Below are 18,870 nucleotides of genomic sequence, written 5' to 3' on the forward strand. Positions count from 1 at the left end.
CGGCGAAGGTCAGCGTGACCCGTAACGCCTCGCTCACGGATCGACCCCCGTTCCGCAGCAGCCGGGGTTGAGCTCGGTCATCCCCGCCAGCGTGGCCAACCACTGCACCGGCGCACCCAGCTGCTCACAGCACAGCGAGTAGACGTTGGACCGGCCGCGCGCCTCGACGTTGACCAGCCGCTGCTCGCGCAGCGGTGCGAGGTGGTGGCTGACCAGCGTCTGGCTCATGCCGGTGGCTTCCTGCAGCTCCTTGACGGTGTGCGGGCGCTCGGCCAGGAGCAGGGCGAGGGTCATCCGGTTCTCGTCGGCCAGCGCCTTGAACATCGGCACCAGCAGCCGCGCCTTCTCCTGGTTGGTCAGCTGTCTCGAGGGCAGCAGCACCTCCAAGCCTTCTTCCATACATCCATTCCTATCAACAGCGAAGACTGTTGTCAATTGCATCGACGCTGATCAGCAGCGCCGGCTGTGGTCAGCGGAGCAGTCTGCGCAGGAGCATCGCCAGGCCTTCCACGACCAGGACGACGCCGAACGTGATGAGCATGATCAGCGTCACGACCTCGTACTCACGCGTTCGGGTGGCTTGGAGCAGCATGTAGCCGATCCCGCCGCCTCCCACGATGCCCAGCAACGTGGCGGCACGGACGTTGACGTCGAGCTGGTACAGGACGTGCCCGACGATCGCCGGCGCGCTCAGCGGCAGGATGGCGGTGAAGTAGGTCTGCAGACGGGAAGCTCCGGACGCGCGCAGTGCGTCCCGTGGTCCGGGGTCGACTTCCTCCAGGGAGTCCGCGACCAACTTGCCCAGCAGGCCGATCGCGCCGACGCCCAAGGCGAGCGTTCCCGCCACGGGCCCGAGACCGACGATGACGACCAGCACGATGGCCAGGACCAGCTCGGGCAAGCCGCGCACAGCCAGCACGAAGCCGCGGCAGATCAGGTAGACCCACCGATTGGGTGCGACGTTGCGCGCCGCCATCGACCCGACCGGCAGGGCGAGCACGGCGCCGATGAGCGTGGCCCCGAGTGCGATCTGGACGGTCACGACCATGGCCTCCACCAACTGCGGCAGCACACCCGCGGCACCGGGCGGCCAGAACAACCCGACGGTGCGAACCGCTCCCCCGACGCCCCCGCTCAGACCGCTCGCGAGCACCCCGCTGGCCTGCACCGCCCACACCAGCCCAGCGGCGAACACCGCCCAGTAGGCCGTGCGCAACAACCGGCGCGCAGTCCACCCGGGGGTGACACGCACGGGTGCCGCGCTCCCCCGCGCGGCTGTCGCGCGCGGCCGGTCGGGTTCTGCACGTGCTACCCGCCGACGCACCACCGACACGAGCGTGTGCCGGTTGTGGCGGTCGAACTCGGCGGAGTCGCCGAGCAGCGCTCGGCGAAGGGCCGTGGACAACAACTCGACCACGACGCACAGCACCACGAGGATCAGTGCCCAGGAGATGCCCAGGCCGAAGTCCAGCCGGGCGAACGCGTGGGACATCTCCATGCCGACCCCGAGCACTCCGACGTACCCGAGGATCGCCGAGACCCGGATGTTGATGTCCAAGCGGTGCAGCGCCACGGCCACGAAAGCCGGGAGCACCTGCGGGAGGACGCCGGCCAGCAACTGCTGAGCGCGACCTGCCCCGGCGGCTCGAAGCGCCTCGCGGGGACCTTCGTCGATCTGCTCGACGGCGTCGGCGTAGAGCTTGCCCACCATGCCGATGGAGTGCAGGCCCATGGCGAGCACCCCCGGCAGCACGCCGAGGCCGAACAGCCGCACGAACACGATCGCCATGACGAGGTCGGGCACCGCCCGGGCCGCGACGATCACGCTGCGAGCCGCCAGCCGGCTGCCCTCGCCCCTCTTGGTGTTCGACGCGGCCCAGAAGGCCAAGGGGATGCTCAGGCACACCGAGAGGACGGTGGCCAGCACCACCGCCGACAAGGTCAGGCCGACGTGGCGCAGCACCTCGTCCAGCGGTGGCGGTTCCAGCGGCCAGATCCGCTGCACGAAGCGCACGCCGTTGGCGTAGCCGTCGATCAGAGTGGCGACGTTGACGCGCAGGTCCACCAGCGACCAGATCCCGGCCGCCGGCAAGCCGACCAGGAGGACCGCGGTCAGCACGCCGCGCGGCCGTGGCAGGGGTGGTGCGGCGGGCCGCGGCGGCGGGCCTCCCCCCGATCGCGTCGCGGGAGGGCGGGTGGGGGTTCCGGTGCTCATAAGCGCTCGCCCGCGGTCACGGGTGCCATCGGAGCGCTGACCTTCTCGTAGACGCTCATCACCGACGAGGCGTCCAACGCCCCCGTGGACGCCTCCATGACCACCTCACCCAGGCGAAGGCCGACGATCCGGTCGGCCCAGGACAGCGCCATCTCGACCTGGTGCAGGCTGCACATGACGGTCAGGCGCTGTTCCTCGGCGATGTCGCGGATCAACTGCATCACCGTGCGGGCCGATTCGGGGTCGAGCGATGCGACCGGTTCGTCGGCGAGGAGGATCTCGGGGCGCTGCATCAGGGCCCTGGCGACGGCGACGCGCTGCTGTTGCCCGCCGGACAACGTGTCGGCTCGCTGGAACACCTGGTCGGCCAGTCCCACGCGATCCAGGTGGTCGATCGCTTCGTGGCGCAGTGCCCTGGGGTAGCTGCGCAGTCCCAGCCTGGGCCCGCGCAGGCGCCCCAACGCGCCGGTGCAGACGTTCTCCAGCACGGTGAGCCTGCCGACGAGGTTGAACTGCTGGAAGATGAAGCCGACCCGGCGTCGCAGCAGCCGCAGCTCACGGGGTCTGGCCCGCCCGACGTCGGTGCCCAGCACGGTGACGGCGCCCGATGTCGGCCGGTGCAGGCCGTCGACGTGCCGGAGCAAGGTGGACTTGCCCGAGCCCGACAGGCCGAGCAGGACCACGACCTCACCCGGCGCGACTTCCAGGCTGATGCGGTCCAGCGCGGTCACGTCGGGATCGAAGCGCTTGGTGACCTGCTGGAACCGGATGACGGACTCCGACGGCGGCGGAGAGGCTGTCATGTCGTCCTCGACTGATCGGCGGCGAGCGGCGTGCTCACGGCGGTCGGGCAGTGGTTGCTCGGGGCGTCGGGCTCAACCGGTCTTGCAGATCTCGGCCTGGGTGGTGCGGCAGATCTCCCGGATCGGGTTGTAGAACTCGTCCGTGGTCGGCATGAAACCCCAGAACCCCGCCACTGCGTCGACACCGAGGGCGGTGGCGTTCGCCTCGGTCGTGATGGCGTCGACGATCTTCTCCTGGAGGTCCGGGCTGAGCGTGTCGATCATGGCCATCGGCGAGTTCACGATCGGCTCCGACGTCCAGATCTTCTCGTAGTCGGCGGGGTTGATCTCGCCCTGCTCCGGCAGGACCTTGTCGAACAGGGTGTCGCGGACGGCGCCCGCGTCGCAGTCCCCGTCGCGCACCGCGAGCATCGAGGCGTCGTGCCCACCCGCGTACTTGTGGCTGTAGTCGACCTTCTCCTTGAGCCCCTTCCCGGCCAGCGCGCCGAGGGGGTAGAGGTAGCCCGAGGTCGAGTTCGGGTCGACGAAGCAGATCTGCTTGCCCCGCAGGTCCTCCAGCCGCTCGATGCCGCTGCCGACCTTGGTGACCAGGTAGGACTTGTAGCTCGGTTCGCCCTGCGCATAGGCCTCGGAGGCGACCGGCACGATCCCGACCCCGGAGTCCTTGGCCAGGACGTAGGACAGGGGGCCGTACATGGCCAGGTGGACGGTCTTCGCCCGCTGGCCCTCGATGAGCGCCGCGTAGTCGGTGACCACCTGGAAGTCGATGGTCTTGCCCGTCTCCCGCTCGAGCACGTCGATGACGGGCTGCCACAGCTGCGCCATCGAGTTGGCGTTCTCGTACGGGATGACGCCGAACACGATGGTCTCGGGGTCGGTGGCGGCGTTGTTGTTCGCGGCGCTCTCGCCGCAGGCGGTCAGGCCCAGCGCAGTCACTGCGGCGGCCGCGGCCGCGGCGATGCGCCGCGACAGCGTGGTGTGGCTGAACATCGTGGTCGCTCTTCTCTCTTCATTGCCGGGGACGGTCGTCGAGCCGATCGAGCCCGGCCGGCGGCGGGTGGGTGCCGGTCAGACCTGGGCGGTCCGGTGTGCGGCGAGGGCTGCGCTGAAGCGGTCACGGATGCCGGTCGACGTGTGGGCCGAGGTGGCGCGCGGGGCCATGGGACCCGTGCGCGGCCGCGTGGGGACGACCAGGAGGTGCGGTCCAGGGGTCTGACGGGCGGCGGCGATGCGCTGCTCAAGCGCCTGGACGCCATCGCAGCGCGACGCCGAGGTGTACCCGCACGCCAGCGCCACCCCGTCCAGCTCGGTGGTGGACGCGGTCGTGGGTTGTCCACCGGTCGACTCGTGGATGCCGTTGTCCAATACGACGTGGATCAGCCTCGCCGGACGCCGGTGCCCGATGACGGAGAGGGTCCCGAGGTGCATCAGAGCCGCCCCGTCACCGTCCAGGACGATCACCTCCTGGTCCGGATCGGTCGTCGTGATGCCCAACGCGATCGAGGACGCGTGCCCCATGGAACCTTGCATGTAGAAGTTGGCCGGCCGGTCGTCGACGCCGAACAGCTCACGGCCGGTGTAACCGGTGGTCGCCACGATCGGGCTGTCGCCCGCGAGCGCGACCACCGCCCTGATGGCGTCCGCGCTGTCGATGCGGTCCGGGTTGACGGGGGTGCGTGCGGTCACCTTGCCGACGGAGCCCTTCTCCACCAGCACGAAGGGCGACTGCCCCTGGTTCATCGAGGCCAGGGCGTGGTCGAGCAGCCGGTCGAACTCGGCTGGTCCGTCGCCCGCGTGCAACGTCTGGTGCGGTGCCCCCAGCGCGTCCAGCAGCGGCGCGGTGGCCGGTCCCATGATGGCGTGTTGCGGCTCGTCATCGTCCGGGTCGGGGAAGCCGCGCAAGCTCACGAACGTCAACACCGGGATCCGGTACACCATGACCAGGGAGGTCAGGGGGTTGACCAGGTTGCCCAGCCCCGAGTTCTGGATCATCACGTACGCGCGGCCACCGGCGAGCGCGACACCTGCCGCGGTGGCCAGCGCGGCTCCCTCGTTCGCGGCCGCGACGTAACGCCCAGGGGTCTGGCCGAGCAGGGCGATCGGTCCGCCGAAGAACGAGCACGGCACGCCGCTCGCGGCGGTGAACCCCCGGGCGTCGAGAGCGTCGCAGAACTTCTCCGCGGTGATCACCGCGCTCCTCCTCGGCTGTGCGGCGGTGTCAGGCGCACGCGGTTGACGTGCGGCGCCGGGGTGCTCGGTGCCACCGGTGGTGGTGTCGTGGCCCTGCCGTCAGCCCAGTCGGGCTGGTGCAGGATGCGGACCACCGCGCAGGTGATCGACGTGCCTCCCCCGTGGGCGACCATCAGCACGTTGTCCCCCGGTCCCACCTGCCGGGTCACGACGAGGTGCTCCAAGCCGACGATCTGGTCGTTGACGGTCATGTGCCCGAACTGGCGGCCGAACTCCAGCAGTCCTTGCTCCGGGCGCAACCCCATGGGGTCGAGGATGACCTTGAGATAGCTCTCCTGGCCGGTGAACACGTGGGTCACCCGGCTCACGTCACCCGGACCGAGGCCGGCTTCCGCGAGAGCGGACAGCGCCAGTTCGGCACGGAGCTCACCCTGGCGACTGATCACCTTCTCGACGCTGGTGTCCGTGTCGTCGCCGAAGGACGCCATGCGCTCGCGGAAGTCGACCTGCCGGCTGTTGTCGTGCGAAGGCGGGAAGACCGGCTCGTTGCCGCGGTACAGGTGTTCCAGGTCGGAGGTGGACCCGGACCTGATCGAGAGCAGTCTGGCGAAGCCGCCGTTCTTCGACAGCACGACCGCACTCGCGCCGTCACCGATCACGCCGTTCTGCAGGCCGAACGCCCACCGGTTGAAGTTCGGCACGCCGACGTTGTCGGCCCCGGTGACCACGGCGACCCTGCGCTCCTGAACCGCCATGAGGTACGAGGCGGCGACCTCCAACGACCCGACCACACCGCTGCACGCCTGCCAGAACAGCAGTGACGGCACGTCCCGGTCGGTGATGTGGCGCAGGATGTAGTGGTGTGGTGACCACCCGATGGGGCCCTGGGCCCAGCTGTAGGCGTGCAGGTGCACGTCGATGTCCGCGCCGCTGTGTCCGGAGCGCTGCACGGCCTGTCGCGCCGCCCGCACCGCCAGGTCCGGTGCGGGGGTGTCCCCCGCGACCGCCGCACCGGTCCACCCGAACCACTCGTAGTCCTCGGGGTCGTAGAGCCCGAGCTCGACGGCGTCACGGGCGTCCATGATCCCCGGTATGACCGCGCCGAGGCCGGAGACGTAGATGCCGGGTGTTTTCACCGTGCCTGCCCTCCCGGAAGCGACATCGTGGACGACTGCTCGTCGACGATCTCGGCGATCTTGGTGATGGATCCGCCGCTGAGCAGCTTCGCCGGCGGGATCTTCACCCCGAACTCCCGCTCGATCCGCGTCCGGAACTCCATCGCCATCAACGAATCCATCCCCATCTTCTTCAACGCCGTACCCGCCGAAACCCGGTCAGCCCGCAACCCCAGGACATCCGCGGCCAGACCGATCAGGCGCTGCTGGACGTCGGCATCGACGACCGGGTTCGGGATGACGGCGACGACTGCGGGCGGTGTGACCACCGTGGTGACGGCAACCGGCTTCGGATCGGGATCGGGCGCGGTCGTGTGCGCAGGAGTCCCCGCCGGCGTGGGTTCGGCGGACGAGGCGTCCGAGACCCCGAGCTCGCCGAGTATCTGGCCGATCCTGGTGATGGATCCGCCGCTGAGCAGCTTCGCCGGCGGGATCTTCACCCCGAACTCCCGCTCGATCCGCGTCCGGAACTCCATCGCCATCAACGAATCCATCCCCATCTTCTTCAACGCCGTACCCGCCGAAACCCGATCAGCCCGCAACCCCAACACCTCCGCGGCCAATGCGACCAGGCGCTGCTGCACGGCTTCCGACGCGATGGGCAGGTCCGAGGTGGGTTGTTCGACGACCGTGACGACGGCGGCGGGTGGTGTGGCCGTGACGGGCGGGGGCTCCGGCGTCCCGGTGACGACGCGTGCTCCCGGCATCGCGGCGAGCCGGACGGAGGGCACGTCGACGCGCGGCGCGGGTGTGTTCGCCGGCTGGTTGCCGAGCACGAGGCGCAGCAGTGGCGCCGAGGCGGCTCGCGGGTAGCTGCGTGCCCACTCCTGCCACTCCACCGGCAGCACGACCGTGCCCACCGGGGCGTCGGCGGCATCGAGCAGGTCGCCGAGGATCTCGAACGCCTCATCAGGGCTGAACTTGGCCATCCCTCGCGGGAGGACGACCCGGTGGTCCTCCCGCTCCTTGCGGGCCATCATGCCGACCGTGCTCCAGAAGCCCCAGTTGACCGCGGTCGCGGGCAGTCCGTCCTTCATCCGCTGGTGAGCAAGGGCGTCGAGGAAGGCGTTGCCTGCGGCGTAGCTGCCCAGCAGCGGTGAGCCGAGGATCGCCGCGGCGGAGGAGAACAGCACGAAGTGGTCGAGTTCCCGCTCACGGGTGAGCTGGTGCAGCGCCCATCCGCCGTCGACCTTCGACCGGGTCACCGAGGTGATGTCCTCGGGCCGCAGGTCTCGGACCGGGGTGTAGTCCACCGAGCCCGCGGCGTGGAACACACCACGCAACGTGGGCAGCCCCGACCTCGCCCGCTCGTCGAGGACCACGCGCATGGCATCGACGTCGGCGACGTCCACGGCGGCGTACTCGACGTCCGCTCCTCGTGAGGCCAGGTCGCTCAGCACTGCTGTGCCGGCGGTGCGCGGGTCGTGCTCGTCCAGGCGGTCCCACGTGTCCACCGGGGGCAACTGCGTGCGGCCGGTCAGCAGGAGGTGCCGGGCGCCGTTGTCGACCAGCCACCCGGCCAGACGGGCTCCGATCCCGCCCAGTCCACCGGTGATCAGGTACGTGCCGTCGGATCGCAACGGTGGGGCGGTGCGCTCGTGGGGTGCCGTGCCGCTGCTCGGCCGCTGCTGCTCCCGGAGTTCCACGACCACCTTGGCGGTCGCCCGCTGGGAGCCGGCGAGGTGCGCAGCGGTCACGTCGGTCAGCAGCCGGTGCGGGAGCGGACGCAGCAACCCCTGGTCGAACATCAGGCACACCTGGCGCAAGGAATGCCCCAGTCGGGCGGGCCTGCGTCGGAGCAGCGCGTCGATGTCGACGGCGTGGATGGACAGGTTGCGCTCGAACACCTCCGGCTCCATGGCCGAGCCGGATCGTCCGAAGGCGACGTACCGGCCGGCCGGGGCCAGCACCGGCAGGGACTCCCGGAGCGACGGGCCGTGCGGTGGTTGGACGACGACGTCGGCGCCCTCGCCCGCCGAAGCGGTGAGCACGGCGTCGTAGGTGTTCCCGGGGCCGGCGTCCGCATTCGCCGTGATCGCGTGCACCTCGGCCGCCAGAGCCCGGGCGATCTGCGCCACCGCGGTACCGGTGTGGCCATCGGCGTGGTGGACCACCACGTGCTCGTCGGGTTCGAGCCCGGCCAGCGTGACGAGGGCATGGTGCGCGGAGAGGAACGCGTGCGGGATGGTGGCCGCCTCGGCACCGCTGAGCCCGTCCGGCTTGTGGGCCGCGATCGCGGCGGGCACGACGACGCGTCCCGTGAGCGCTCCTTCGGCCAGGGTGACGACCTGGTCACCGATCCGGAAGTCCCGCACCTCCGGGCCGACCTGTTCGACGACACCGACCACGTCGTGCACCGCCGCCTCGACCGGGACCGGTGGTGTGCCCGCCGGTGAGTCCATTGACGCCAGACCGACGTGGGTGACGCTGATCGCGATCTCGCCGACTTCGGGCGCGGTCACCGGTGTCGGTGACCGATCAGGCGCGCGTCGGACGAGACGAGCGGCGAAGAGGGTTCCGTCGCGGAACGCCACCTGGTCTTCCTCGTCGTCGCGCAGCATGTGCTCGACGGCTGATCGCAGGCTGGCCGGTTGGCGGTCGAGGTCGATGAGGCTGGGCCTCGATGCGGGGTGCTCCGCGGCGAGAGTGCGGCCCAACCCCCACGTGGTGGCCTGGAAGGGGGTGTGGACCCGGTCCGTCGGCAGGACCGCCTGGGCGGACCCCGTCACCATCCACAGCCTCGGGTCGTTCGCCGGAGCGGCGGCGTCGAGGGCTTGCACGAGGGCGGCCACGCTGTGGCAGGCAAGGAGCTGTGCGCGTTGCACCTCGGCGTCCACCGCGTCGTGCGGTGGGGTGGCGTCCAGGCTCCACAGGTGCACGATCCCGTCGATCCGCGCCTCGGCGCCCACCTCGCGCAGGAGGTACAGCAGGTCGTCACGCGAACCGGGGTCGACCCGGTAGCGGTCGGTGCCCGCCGTGGCGCGCGTGGCGGCCGCCGTCGCGACGAAGACCCGCCGACCTCGGTCGCGCAGTCGCTGGACCACCGCCCGGCCGACCGGCCCGCTGTCGGTGAGAACCAACCACGCCCCGCTCGACGCCGGTGTCCCCGTCGCCACCGAGCGGGCGACGGGGATCCACGTCAGGTCGTGGAGCCAAGCGCCGTGCGTCGCCGGCTCGTGCGGCGACCGTCGGCGATCGGCCGGTTGGGCGGGTCGGGTCGCCTGCGCGGTCAGCGGTGCGGGGGCTGTGCCGAGCAGGTACTGCAGCCGCAGGCCGAGCAGCTCCGCGACGAGGGCACCTGTGGTGTCGAAGACGCGGATGTCGCCGGTGAAGGAATCGGCGCGTGCTTCCGGCCGCAGCACCGCGTGGCTCCACAGGTCGGTGCCGGGCCCGCGGTGGAGCAGCACGCGGTCGATGCCGCCGAGGACGAACGCTCCGTCCTCTCCTTCGACCACGTCAGGACGGGCGGCGACCAGCATGTGCGCGGCGGCGTCGAGCAGCGCCGGGTGGAAGCGGTGCCGCTCGAACGCGGCCAGCAAGGCGTGCGGCGCGCTCAGCGCGGCGAGAGCCTCGTCCCGCCCGATCCACACCTCGCGCACACCCCGGAACGACCCGATCCACTGGTTCCCCCGTGCCGCGTGCCGGGCGTAGAACTCCTCGGCGTCCTGGTGGCGTGAACAGCGGGCCCGGAGAGCGGCGACGTCCGCGGTCCGCGCCGGGGGCGTCGGCGCGGTCCGGTCGATGACGGCTTCACCGTTGAGCGTCCACGGCCCGTCTTCACCGGCGCGGCTGTGGACGCGGAGTTGGAGCCGTGCACCGATCGTGTCGAGTGTGGTTCGGATCGACGTGGGCTGGGAGCGATCCAGGAAGATCGCCTCGCGGTAGGTCACCTCACCGACGGCCACCGGCACGTCGCCGAGGACTTCGCGGGCCGCGGCGGCCGCCAGCTCGACGTAACCGGTGCCGGGGAACACCGCGACGCCCTGGACCTGGTGGTCGGCGAGGTACGGGTGGTCCGCCAGGTCGACGCTGCCCTCCCACGCGCGCACCCCGTGCGGCGCGGAGACTTCCGCGCCCAGCAGTGGGTGCCGGACGTGGACGGCCGATGGCGGAGAGGCCGTCGGGGAAGCCGGTACCGCCGGTGCCTTGGCGGCCGGTGCACTGCGGGGGACGGGCTCGGCGTCACGGGGCTCGAACCAGTAGGAGTCGCGCTGCCACGGGTAGCGCGGCAGGTCGACGAAATGGCCGCCGCCGGTGACCGCGGCCCAGTCGATGCGCACGCCGCGGGTGTACAGCACGCCGAGCGTGGCGAGCATGGTCGCGCGTTCCCGCTCCTCGCGACGCAGTGACGGAGCGGCAGCGCCCTCTCCACCGACCGCGCGGATGGTCGTGTCGATGGAGCTGACCAGTACGGGGTGGGGGCTGACCTCGATGAACACGATCGGGCCGGCTGCCAGTTCGGCGGTGACCGATCCGACGAAGTCGACGGGTTCGCGGATGTTGCGCGCCCAGTAGTGCGCGTCCAGCTGCGAACCGTCGACCACGTCGTTGAGCAGGGTCGAGTGGATGGGGATCGTGCCGGGGCGGGGCCTGATGCCGGCCAGCTCGGCCCGGAGGTCGTCGAGGATCTCGTCCATCTGGGGGCCGTGCGAGGCGAAGTCGACGTTGATCCAGCGGTTGAACACCTCACGTCGGTCCAGCTCGGCGAGGATGGCGGCCAACGCCTCCCGGTCGCCGGACAGCAGGGTGGACGTCGGGCTGTTGGCGGCCGCGATCGACACCTCGTGCTCGTGACCGGCGATCGCCTGGGCGGCGTCGGTCGCGGACAGCTCGACCCACGCCATGGTGCCGTGGCCGCTGCGGCGCTTGGCGACGCGGCTGCGGCGGCAGATCACGGCACCGGCGTCGGCCAGGCTGAGCGCGCCGGCGACGACGGCGGCCGCGGACTCCCCCATGCTGTGCCCCAGGACCACATCGGGCTCGATGCCCCACGAGCGCCACAACGCCGCCAGGGCCACCTCCATCGCCCACAGCGTGGGTTGGATGACGTCGAGTTCGGCGAACCGGTCGGTGTCCTGGCCGCGGAGCAGGTCGATCACCGACCAGCCGTTCTCGGCCGCGATGACCTGGTCGCACCCGCGCAGGGCGTCGAGGAACACCGGTTCGGTGTCCAGCAGTTCACGGCCCATGCCGATCCACTGGGAACCTTGGCCGGGGAAGACGAACGCGATCCGGGGACGGGCCTCGTCGATGGAGTCACCGGCGGACACGCCCGGTGCCGCTCCTGCGTCGAGGAAGTCGCGCAACGCCGCGGCCGCCTCTGCCGGGGAGTCGGCGACGACGGCCAAGCGGCTGTCGTGGTGGGTGCGGCGGCTCGCGGCGCTGTGAGCGACGTTGCGCCACCACTGCGCGTCGGCCGTTGGTGAGGCGAGGAAGTCGAGGTAGGAGCGCGCCAGGGCGTCACGTGCCTCGGGGGTGTTGCCGGACAGGGTCAGCAGTTGCGCGGACAGGGCCGGCGCCGGCTCGTCGGGGGCGGCGGGCTCACCGACGCCGGGGTGGTCGGTGGTCAGCACCACGTGCGCGTTGGTCCCGGTGAGGCCGAAGCTGCTCACACCGGCGAGGGGCGGACGACCCCGATCCGGCAGCGGGACCAGCTCCCGCGGCAGCCGGATCGGCAACGCGTCCCACGGGATGGCGGGGTTGGGCGAGTGCTGGTGCAGGTTGGGCGGCACCACGCCGTGCTGGAGGACCAGGATCGCCTTGATCAGACCCGCCATGCCAGCCGCCGCCTCGGCATGGCCGATGTTGGTCTTGACCGAACCGACCAGGCACGGTTGGTCCAGCGGTCGCCCGCTTCCCAGCACGGATCCGAACACCTCGAGCTCGACGGCGTCGCCGACCTTGGTACCGGTTCCGTGTGCTTCGAGGTAGTCCAGGTCGCCCGAGGCCACCCCGGCTTGGCGATGTGCCCGCTCGATCACGCGCCGCTGACCGTCGACGCCTGGGGTGACCAGGTAGCCGCTGCTCTGACCGTCGTTGCCCACGGCACTGCCGAGGATGACCGCGCGCACCCGGTCACCGTCGCGACGGGCCAGCCGGAGCGGTTTGAGCACCACCATGCCGACGCCGTCGCTGCGGACGAACCCGTCGGCCGACGCGTCGCCGAACTTGCAGCGCCCGTCATCGGCCAGCATCCTGGCCCCGGAGTAGACGGTGCCCTCTTCCGGCAGCAGCACCAGGTTGCTCGCGCCCGCCAGCGCGAGTTCGCACTCACCCGCCCGGATGGTCTGCACCGCCAGGTGCACGGCGGTCAGGGACGAGGAGCAGGCGGTGTCCACGGTCATGCTGGGCCCGCGCAGGTCGAAGGCGAACGCCAGCCTGCCGGACGTCATCGCCCTGGCGGCGGCGCCGGTCAGGCCGTAGAACTCCAGCTGCTCCGGGGTGCGGTACTGCAGGTGCCAGTAGTCGCCGCCGAGCTGGCCGATGAAGGTGCCCGCGTTGCTCCCCGCGATGTCGTCCACGGACTGACCGGCGTCCTCGATCGCCTCGTACCCCACCTCGAGGAGCAGCCGCTGTTGCGGGTCCATCCGCGACGCCTCGCGAGGCGAGATTCCGAAGAACCGGGTGTCGAACTGGTCGATCCGATCCAGGAACCCGCCCCAGCGGCTGCTCGTCCGCCCCGGCGACGAAGGCGGTGATTCGAAGATCGCGTCGATGTCGTACCGGTCCGGCGGGATCTCGGTGATGGCGTCGACACCGGCGCACAGGTTCGCCCAATAGGTGTCGAGGTCATGGGCACCGGGGAACCGCCCGGCCATGCCGATGACGGCGATGGGTTCGGCTTGCGGGGTGGCGACGCCGACGGTGACGTGCTCGGTGTCGGCCCCGGGTTTGATCCTCATCGACGCGAGTCCTTCAGTTGGTGGTTGGTGCGGCTCGCACCGGCCGACGATGTGGTTCGGCGGCTTCGGTCAGCAGCCGGGGAGCCGTCATGGTGGGTGGGACGGGCAGGCCCAGCAGTTGCAGCACCGTGGGGCCCACCGAGGGCAGCGCGGCACCGGTGACCCGGGGGTCGAGGGCGTAGGCCGACTCCGGTGCCGGGACCAGGACGCACGGCACCGGGTTGTGGGTGTGGCCCCCGTAGGGGCGCTGTTCGCCCGTGTTGCCGGTCTTGACCATCTGCTCCGCGTTGCCGTGGTCTCCGACCAGGAGCACCCACCTGCCCCGTGCCCGCGCGGCGGCGCAGATCGTGGCGACGGCGGTGTCCACGGCGCCTGTGGCGACCACGGTGGCCTCGTAGTCACCGGTGTGGCCGACGACGTCGATGTTGGCGAGGTTCGCCACGACCACCCCGACGTCGTCGCGCTCAGCGGCCTCGACCACCCGGCGGGCGACCTCCGCCACGTTCATCCGCGGCTGGGCGACGTAGTCGTCCCCCACCGCGGTGGGGACGAGCTGGTGCTCCTCGAACGGGCGGGCCGACGGGTCCCGTCCGTTCACGTAGAACGTGACGTGCTCGAACTTCTCCCGTTCGGCGATCCGCACGGATCGCACTCCGGCGGCTTCGAGCGCGTCGGCGAGGCCGCCGGAGGCATCGGCACGGCGCACCAGCGGGACCACCTCGGCCGTGGTGTCGTACTGGGCGAGGCTGAGCAGCCGCACGGACGAGCGGCCGGTGTCCCGCAACCGGGTGTGCACCATGTCGACCAGCGGCGAGATGCGGTCACTGCGGAAGTTGGTGAACAGCACGACGTCACCGTCACGGACCGGGTGGCGGGAACCGTCGCCGGAGACGACGGTTGCCGGGATCCACTGGTCGCCGGCCTGGCCGTCCACCGCGGCCCGCGGCTCGGGCACGACCCGCTCGGCCTCGGCGTCGACGATGAGGGAGCACGCGATCGCGGTGAGGTCCGCCTTGCCGCTCTTGTCCATCGCGAAGTTGCGGCCCACGACGGACACGCACCTGCCCGCGCCCGCCCGGTCCGCGTGCCCGAGCAGGACGTCGAGGTGCTGCCCGGCGCTGCCGTCGGCGACGTCACGACCGTCGGTGATGGCGTGCAGGAACACCTGCCGCAGCCCCGCGTCGGCCGCAGCGTGCAGCAACTCGGCGACATGGGCGACATCGGCATGGATGCGGCCGTCCGAGCACAGCCCCACCAGGTGCAGCGCGCCGCCGTTGGCGGCCAGTCGTGTGCACGCGGCGACGAGGTCGGGGTGACGGCGCAACTCCCCGCTGTCGACCTGGCGCTGCACCAACAGGCTGTCGTACTCCAGCGGACGACCGGCGCCGATGACCATGTGCCCGATCTCGGAGTTGCCCACCACGCCGTCGGGCAGTCCGACCGCAGTGCCCGAGGCCGGCAGCAGCGCGGTGGGGTACCTGGTCAGCAGGTCGTCCAACGCCGGAGTCACCGCCGCGCTGATGGCGTTGCCCGGCGCGGGCGGGGCGTGGCCCCACCCGTCGAGGATGAGCAGGATGCCGTTGTGCCGGTCGCTCACGCGTCACCTCGGCGCAGGCCGTCGAGGCGCTGCCAGAACGTCGGGAAGGACTTGGCGACGCAGCCGGGGTCCTTGATCACGACGCCAGGGGTCCGCAGCCCCATGATGGCGAAGGCCATCGCGATGCGGTGGTCGTCGTAGGTGTCGATCACGGCGCCGCGCGGCGCCGAACCGCCGTGAATGGTCATCGTGTCGATCGTGGTGTCGACCGTGACGCCCATCTTGCGCAGCTCGGTGCTCACGGCGTCGATGCGGTCGCACTCCTTGAACCGCAGGTTGCCGATGCCGGTGATGTGGGTGTTGCCCGTGGCGTAGGCGGCGACGATGGCGAGGGTGGGCACGACGTCGGGCATGTTCGACATGTCGATGTCGATGCCGGTGAGGGCGCCACCCTCGAGCGTGATCGAGTCCGTGTCGGCGTTGGCGGTGCAGCCCATCCGCACCAGCGCGTCGACGAGCCCGACATCGCCCTGCACGGACGCGCGGGTGATGCCGGGGATGCGCACGCGGCCTCGGAGGATCGCGGCGGCGGCCAGGAAGTACGACATGCCCGAGGCGTCGGGCTCCACGGTGACCTGACCTGCCTGGTAGCGCTGGCCGGCGGCGACGCTGAAGGACGTGTAGCCGTCGCGCTCCACGACGACGCCGTTGCGCTTCATCGCCTCGACGGTCATGTCGACGTAGGGCTTGGACAGCAGGTCGCCCACGATCTCGACCCGCACGTCGTTCTGCGCGTAGGGCGCGCTGATCAGCAGGCTGCTGGTGAACTGGCTGCTCACCGTGCCGTCGACCCGGGTGTCGCCGCCGACCAGGGCCGGCCCCTCGACCGCGATGGGCGGCGAGCCGTTGCCGCGCAGCGCGGTGGCCGTCACCCCCAAGGGCGCGAGCGCTTCCAGCAGGTGCGCCATCGGACGCTCCTGCATGCGGTCGCTCCCCGTGAGCACCGTGCGTCCCCGGGCGAGCCCCGCCATGGTGATGAGCAGGCGGATGGGCGTCCCGGCGTTGCCCATGTGGATCTCCCGCGCGGGCGCGGTCATGGGGTTGCCGGTGGGTGTGACGGTGACGATGTTGCTCGACTCGTCGATGTCGACCTCGACGTGGCCGAATGCGCGCAACGCCTTCGACAGCAGGATGGTGTCCTGCGACAGCAGGGCGTTGTGCAGGGTGGTCGGCCGGCTGCTCAAGCCGGCCATCGCGAGGAACCGGTTGGTGTAGCTCTTCGAGCCGAGGACTTGGACCGAGGCGTCCACCTGGTCGAGGGTGGCGATCTCCCACTCCGGTAGCGACAGCACGGCGTTGTCTGCGGTGGACGTCATGGGGTTGGCTCCTCGTTGTGCGGCGGCTCGGGGGCCGGTTGTGCGGGTTTGGCGGTGAGGTCGGGCGGTGGCGCCGGGTGGGTGCGCTCAGGGCTCTCGGTGCACCTTGTGCTGAGCGGCCTGGGCACGCGGGCGCACGACCAGCAAGTCCACGTTGACGTGAGGTGGGCGGGTCACCGCCCAGGTGATGGCGTCGGCGACGTCCTCGGCCGTCAGGGGCTGGGCGACGCCCTGGTAGACGGCCGCGGCTTTGGCCGCGTCGCCTCGGTAGCGGTTGAGCGAGAACTCCTCGGTGCGGACCATGCCCGGGGCGATCTCGATGACGCGGACCGGCCGATCGACCAGTTCCATGCGCAGCGTGCCCGCGAGGGCGTGCTGCGCGTGCTTGGCGGCGCTGTACCCGCCGCCACCGTCGTACACGGTGAACGACGCGGTCGAGGTCAGCACGACGACAACACCGTTGCCACCGGCGACCAACTGCGGGAGCAGGGCCTGCGTCAGGTGGAGCGAGCCCATGACGTTGGTCTCGAACATGGCGCGCCAGTCCTGCGGTCGCGCCTCCTCGACCGGTTCGGTGCCGATGGCGCCACCCGCGTTGTTGACCAGGACGTCGCACCGCGGCAGCGATGCCGCGAAGTCGCGCACCGCGGCCTGGTCGGTGACGTCGACCTCCGCCACGACGGCCTCGGCTCCGTCGTCGCGGATCCGGCGGGCGACCGCTTCGAGCCGGTCGAGCCGGCGAGCGACGAGCACGACGCGGTGCCCGGCGGCGGCGAGGCCGCGTGCGGTCGCCGCGCCGATGCCACTGCCGGCGCCCGTGATGACGGCGCTCGGTTGCAAGTCGTCCCCAGTCCTGTGGTGGTGGTCGAAGGCGCTCAACGCCGACCGATGACCTTGGTGCAGCACAACCAGAGGTAGCCGGCCGGTGGAACGGTGTAGAAGTCGACGCCGTCGACCGTGCGGCCGGAGGTGATCTCCCCGCTCACGAAGGTGATCGGATGCCCGCTGGTCCGCGCGGACGGCCAGTGCTCGATCGGGGCGAACTCCTGCGGCGCCTGGGCGGTGTTCTCCACGCACAGCAGTTCCACGGTGTGATCAGCGCTGGTGCGCAGGACAGCGCGCCAACCCGGTGCGATGCGGACGGCTTCGGCCGTCGCGGTCCCGGACAACGCCGGTGCCGCGAGCGAATCGGGGTGCGAGCACCTGCGCGCGGCCGACTCCTGCGCCCGCGGACGCGGGTGAGCGGCGCGGTCGTCGACGAGCGCCTCGGTCAGCGGTGTCATCAGGCGCTCACCGAGGTCTTGCGTCCGGCGTTGGCCACCGCGGCGTCCAGGAAACCCTGCACGATCGGGTGAACCGAGTCAGGCGTGCTGGACAGCTCGGGCTGGTACAGGCACGCCGTGAAGAACGGATGACCTGAGATTTCGAGGGCGCGCGGCGCGGCGGCGTCGTCCCAGGCGCTGAAGCGCACGTCGCCTTGAGTGGCTTTGTCGAGGAACTCCTGGACCATGCCGTAGTTGCACTGCAGGATCTCACGCACCCGCGTCGCACCCCGGTAGATGGCCGACAGGTTGGAGCCTTCCCGGACCGACAGCCCGACCTTGTGGTCCGCGCTCTGCACGCACGTCGGCGGCAGGATCAGTTGCTCGATGGGGCCGAGCTCGTCGCCCAGCTCCGCGGTTTCCTCCATGTGCAGGACGTTCTGCGCGTACTCGAGCACCGCGCTGTAGAAGCCGCCGCACGTGCCGAGGAAGGGCACGCCGTTCTCGCGCGCGAACCGGATGGCACGGTGCACGCCTTGCTGGGCGTGGTAAGGCGCGCCCGGCACGACCCAGATCGCGTCCCAACCGGACAGGTCGGTGTCGTCGGTGATCCCCCGGGTGGGCACCCACTCGTAGTGGAAGCCCAACTCGGGCAGCAGTGCCTCGATCCTCGGGTGCGCGGGTTCGTCGTGGTTGTACTGGTCACCGACCAGTGCCACCTTGGCGTGGGGCGCTGAGCGCATTCGCTACTCCTCGTCGGTTGTTGCTCGGGCCGGTGGCCGGCGCCCTGCGGAGGTCGATCGATGGGTGGTCGAGGGCCGGTTGGTGGAAGCGGCGATCCGGCCGTCACACAGTGGTCGCCGCGGGCTCCGTGTTCCTCGACGCACCACCCGCGGGCACGGCGAAATAGCACGCACGTCGCATTGGCATGGCCGGCCATAATCGACCAACGCGAGCGGTGGACACATTTCAACTGCTAAGACAAGATCAATAAGGCCCGACGAGGAAGCCTCGCGAACCCCCCTGAAGCGGCTATCCATCCCCAATTTTGGATCGACACTTACCGTTCCAGGGTAAGGCGCACAGCGGAGAGCACCACTCCACCGAACGGACGAATCTCGGTAAGCCCTCTCCGCACCTCGGCGGACCGCGCCGTCCGCGGCCACACCGCCCCGACGTGCCCTTGGCGCTCAACACCGCAGCTACAGGCCACATGGGTCGCCACAGCCGTGCGGCACCGCAGGGGGCACAACCGCACCCGAGGGCAGCGCACGCCACCGCCCCGTCGAGCGATGCCATTCCAATCGGAATAATCACCGACCAGCCACAACAAGATAGTTGCTCAACGTTTCCGTTATCCAGCCGGAGTTCTGCTTGACGCCTGGACACTTCCAGAACCGCGAGGTAGCG

General features: G+C 70.8%; 12 protein-coding genes. All 12 read right to left on the reverse strand.

Annotation, left to right across the window (positions count from 1 at the left end; all coding sequences use genetic code 11):
• Positions 1-33 precede the first annotated feature (33 nt).
• The 12 genes from FHX81_RS08410 to FHX81_RS08465 all read right to left on the reverse strand — a co-directional run bounded on the left by FHX81_RS08410 (position 34) and on the right by FHX81_RS08465 (position 18,203).
• Positions 34-399: an ArsR/SmtB family transcription factor gene (locus FHX81_RS08410; RefSeq protein WP_141976653.1), complete on the reverse strand. Its 366-nt coding sequence runs from the start codon at positions 397-399 to the stop codon at positions 34-36.
• Positions 400-469: 70 nt separating this feature from the next.
• Complete coding sequence (phnE, locus tag FHX81_RS08415; protein WP_246107699.1) at positions 470-2,119, reverse strand: phosphonate ABC transporter, permease protein PhnE; 1,650 nt, start codon at positions 2,117-2,119, stop codon at positions 470-472.
• 92 nt (positions 2,120-2,211) lie between these two features.
• Complete coding sequence (gene phnC / locus FHX81_RS08420) at positions 2,212-3,018, reverse strand: phosphonate ABC transporter ATP-binding protein (protein ID WP_141976656.1); 807 nt, start codon at positions 3,016-3,018, stop codon at positions 2,212-2,214.
• Between the two features lie 72 nt (positions 3,019-3,090).
• A complete protein-coding gene (locus FHX81_RS08425; protein ID WP_141976658.1) occupies positions 3,091-4,008 on the reverse strand; it encodes a phosphate/phosphite/phosphonate ABC transporter substrate-binding protein in 918 nt (305 codons plus the stop codon).
• A gap of 78 nt (positions 4,009-4,086) precedes the next feature.
• Positions 4,087-5,208 (reverse strand): phosphonopyruvate decarboxylase, encoded by a 1,122-nt coding sequence (gene aepY / locus FHX81_RS08430; RefSeq protein ID WP_141976660.1) that lies wholly within the window; start codon positions 5,206-5,208, stop codon positions 4,087-4,089.
• Complete coding sequence (locus FHX81_RS08435; protein ID WP_141976662.1) at positions 5,205-6,344, reverse strand: ketoacyl-ACP synthase III family protein; 1,140 nt, start codon at positions 6,342-6,344, stop codon at positions 5,205-5,207. Before FHX81_RS08435 ends, aepY begins: the two co-directional genes overlap by 4 nt.
• Positions 6,341-13,285, reverse strand: coding sequence for a type I polyketide synthase (locus tag FHX81_RS08440; protein WP_141976664.1), 6,945 nt, complete (start codon positions 13,283-13,285; stop codon positions 6,341-6,343). The genes FHX81_RS08435 and FHX81_RS08440 overlap by 4 nt, the downstream gene beginning before the upstream one ends.
• A 13-nt stretch (positions 13,286-13,298) precedes the next feature.
• On the reverse strand, positions 13,299-14,882 hold the full coding sequence (gene gpmI / locus FHX81_RS08445) for a 2,3-bisphosphoglycerate-independent phosphoglycerate mutase (RefSeq protein ID WP_141976667.1): 1,584 nt from the start codon (positions 14,880-14,882) through the stop codon (positions 13,299-13,301).
• On the reverse strand, positions 14,879-16,198 hold the full coding sequence (aroA, locus tag FHX81_RS08450) for a 3-phosphoshikimate 1-carboxyvinyltransferase (RefSeq protein WP_141976669.1): 1,320 nt from the start codon (positions 16,196-16,198) through the stop codon (positions 14,879-14,881). The genes gpmI and aroA overlap by 4 nt, the downstream gene beginning before the upstream one ends.
• A gap of 87 nt (positions 16,199-16,285) precedes the next feature.
• Entirely contained in the window at positions 16,286-17,038 is a 753-nt protein-coding gene (locus FHX81_RS08455) for an SDR family NAD(P)-dependent oxidoreductase (RefSeq protein ID WP_141976671.1), read from the reverse strand.
• Positions 17,039-17,073: 35 nt separating this feature from the next.
• Positions 17,074-17,481 carry a cupredoxin domain-containing protein gene (locus FHX81_RS08460; RefSeq protein WP_141976673.1) on the reverse strand — a complete coding sequence of 136 codons (408 nt, stop codon included), beginning with the start codon at positions 17,479-17,481 and terminating at the stop codon, positions 17,074-17,076.
• Positions 17,481-18,203: a glutamine amidotransferase-related protein gene (locus FHX81_RS08465; RefSeq protein ID WP_170231979.1), complete on the reverse strand. Its 723-nt coding sequence runs from the start codon at positions 18,201-18,203 to the stop codon at positions 17,481-17,483. Before FHX81_RS08465 ends, FHX81_RS08460 begins: the two co-directional genes overlap by 1 nt.
• Between the last annotated feature and the right edge of the window lie 667 nt (positions 18,204-18,870).

The sequence above is a fragment of the Saccharothrix saharensis genome, from assembly GCF_006716745.1.
In the GTDB taxonomy this organism is placed as follows: Bacteria; Actinomycetota; Actinomycetes; order Mycobacteriales; family Pseudonocardiaceae; genus Actinosynnema; species Actinosynnema saharense.

What these genes read in the sequence shown, in the direction of transcription:
- FHX81_RS08425 (WP_141976658.1), bottom strand. Translation starts at nt 4,008, where the DNA reads ATGTTCAGCCACACCACGCTGTCGCGGCGCATCGCCGCGGCCGCGGCC.
- phnC (WP_141976656.1), bottom strand. Translation starts at nt 3,018, where the DNA reads ATGACAGCCTCTCCGCCGCCGTCGGAGTCCGTCATCCGGTTCCAGCAG.
- aroA (WP_141976669.1), bottom strand. Translation starts at nt 16,198, where the DNA reads ATGACGTCCACCGCAGACAACGCCGTGCTGTCGCTACCGGAGTGGGAG.
- FHX81_RS08410 (WP_141976653.1), bottom strand. Translation starts at nt 399, where the DNA reads ATGGAAGAAGGCTTGGAGGTGCTGCTGCCCTCGAGACAGCTGACCAAC.
- FHX81_RS08465 (WP_170231979.1), bottom strand. Translation starts at nt 18,203, where the DNA reads ATGCGCTCAGCGCCCCACGCCAAGGTGGCACTGGTCGGTGACCAGTAC.
- FHX81_RS08440 (WP_141976664.1), bottom strand. Translation starts at nt 13,285, where the DNA reads ATGAGGATCAAACCCGGGGCCGACACCGAGCACGTCACCGTCGGCGTC.
- FHX81_RS08460 (WP_141976673.1), bottom strand. Translation starts at nt 17,481, where the DNA reads ATGACACCGCTGACCGAGGCGCTCGTCGACGACCGCGCCGCTCACCCG.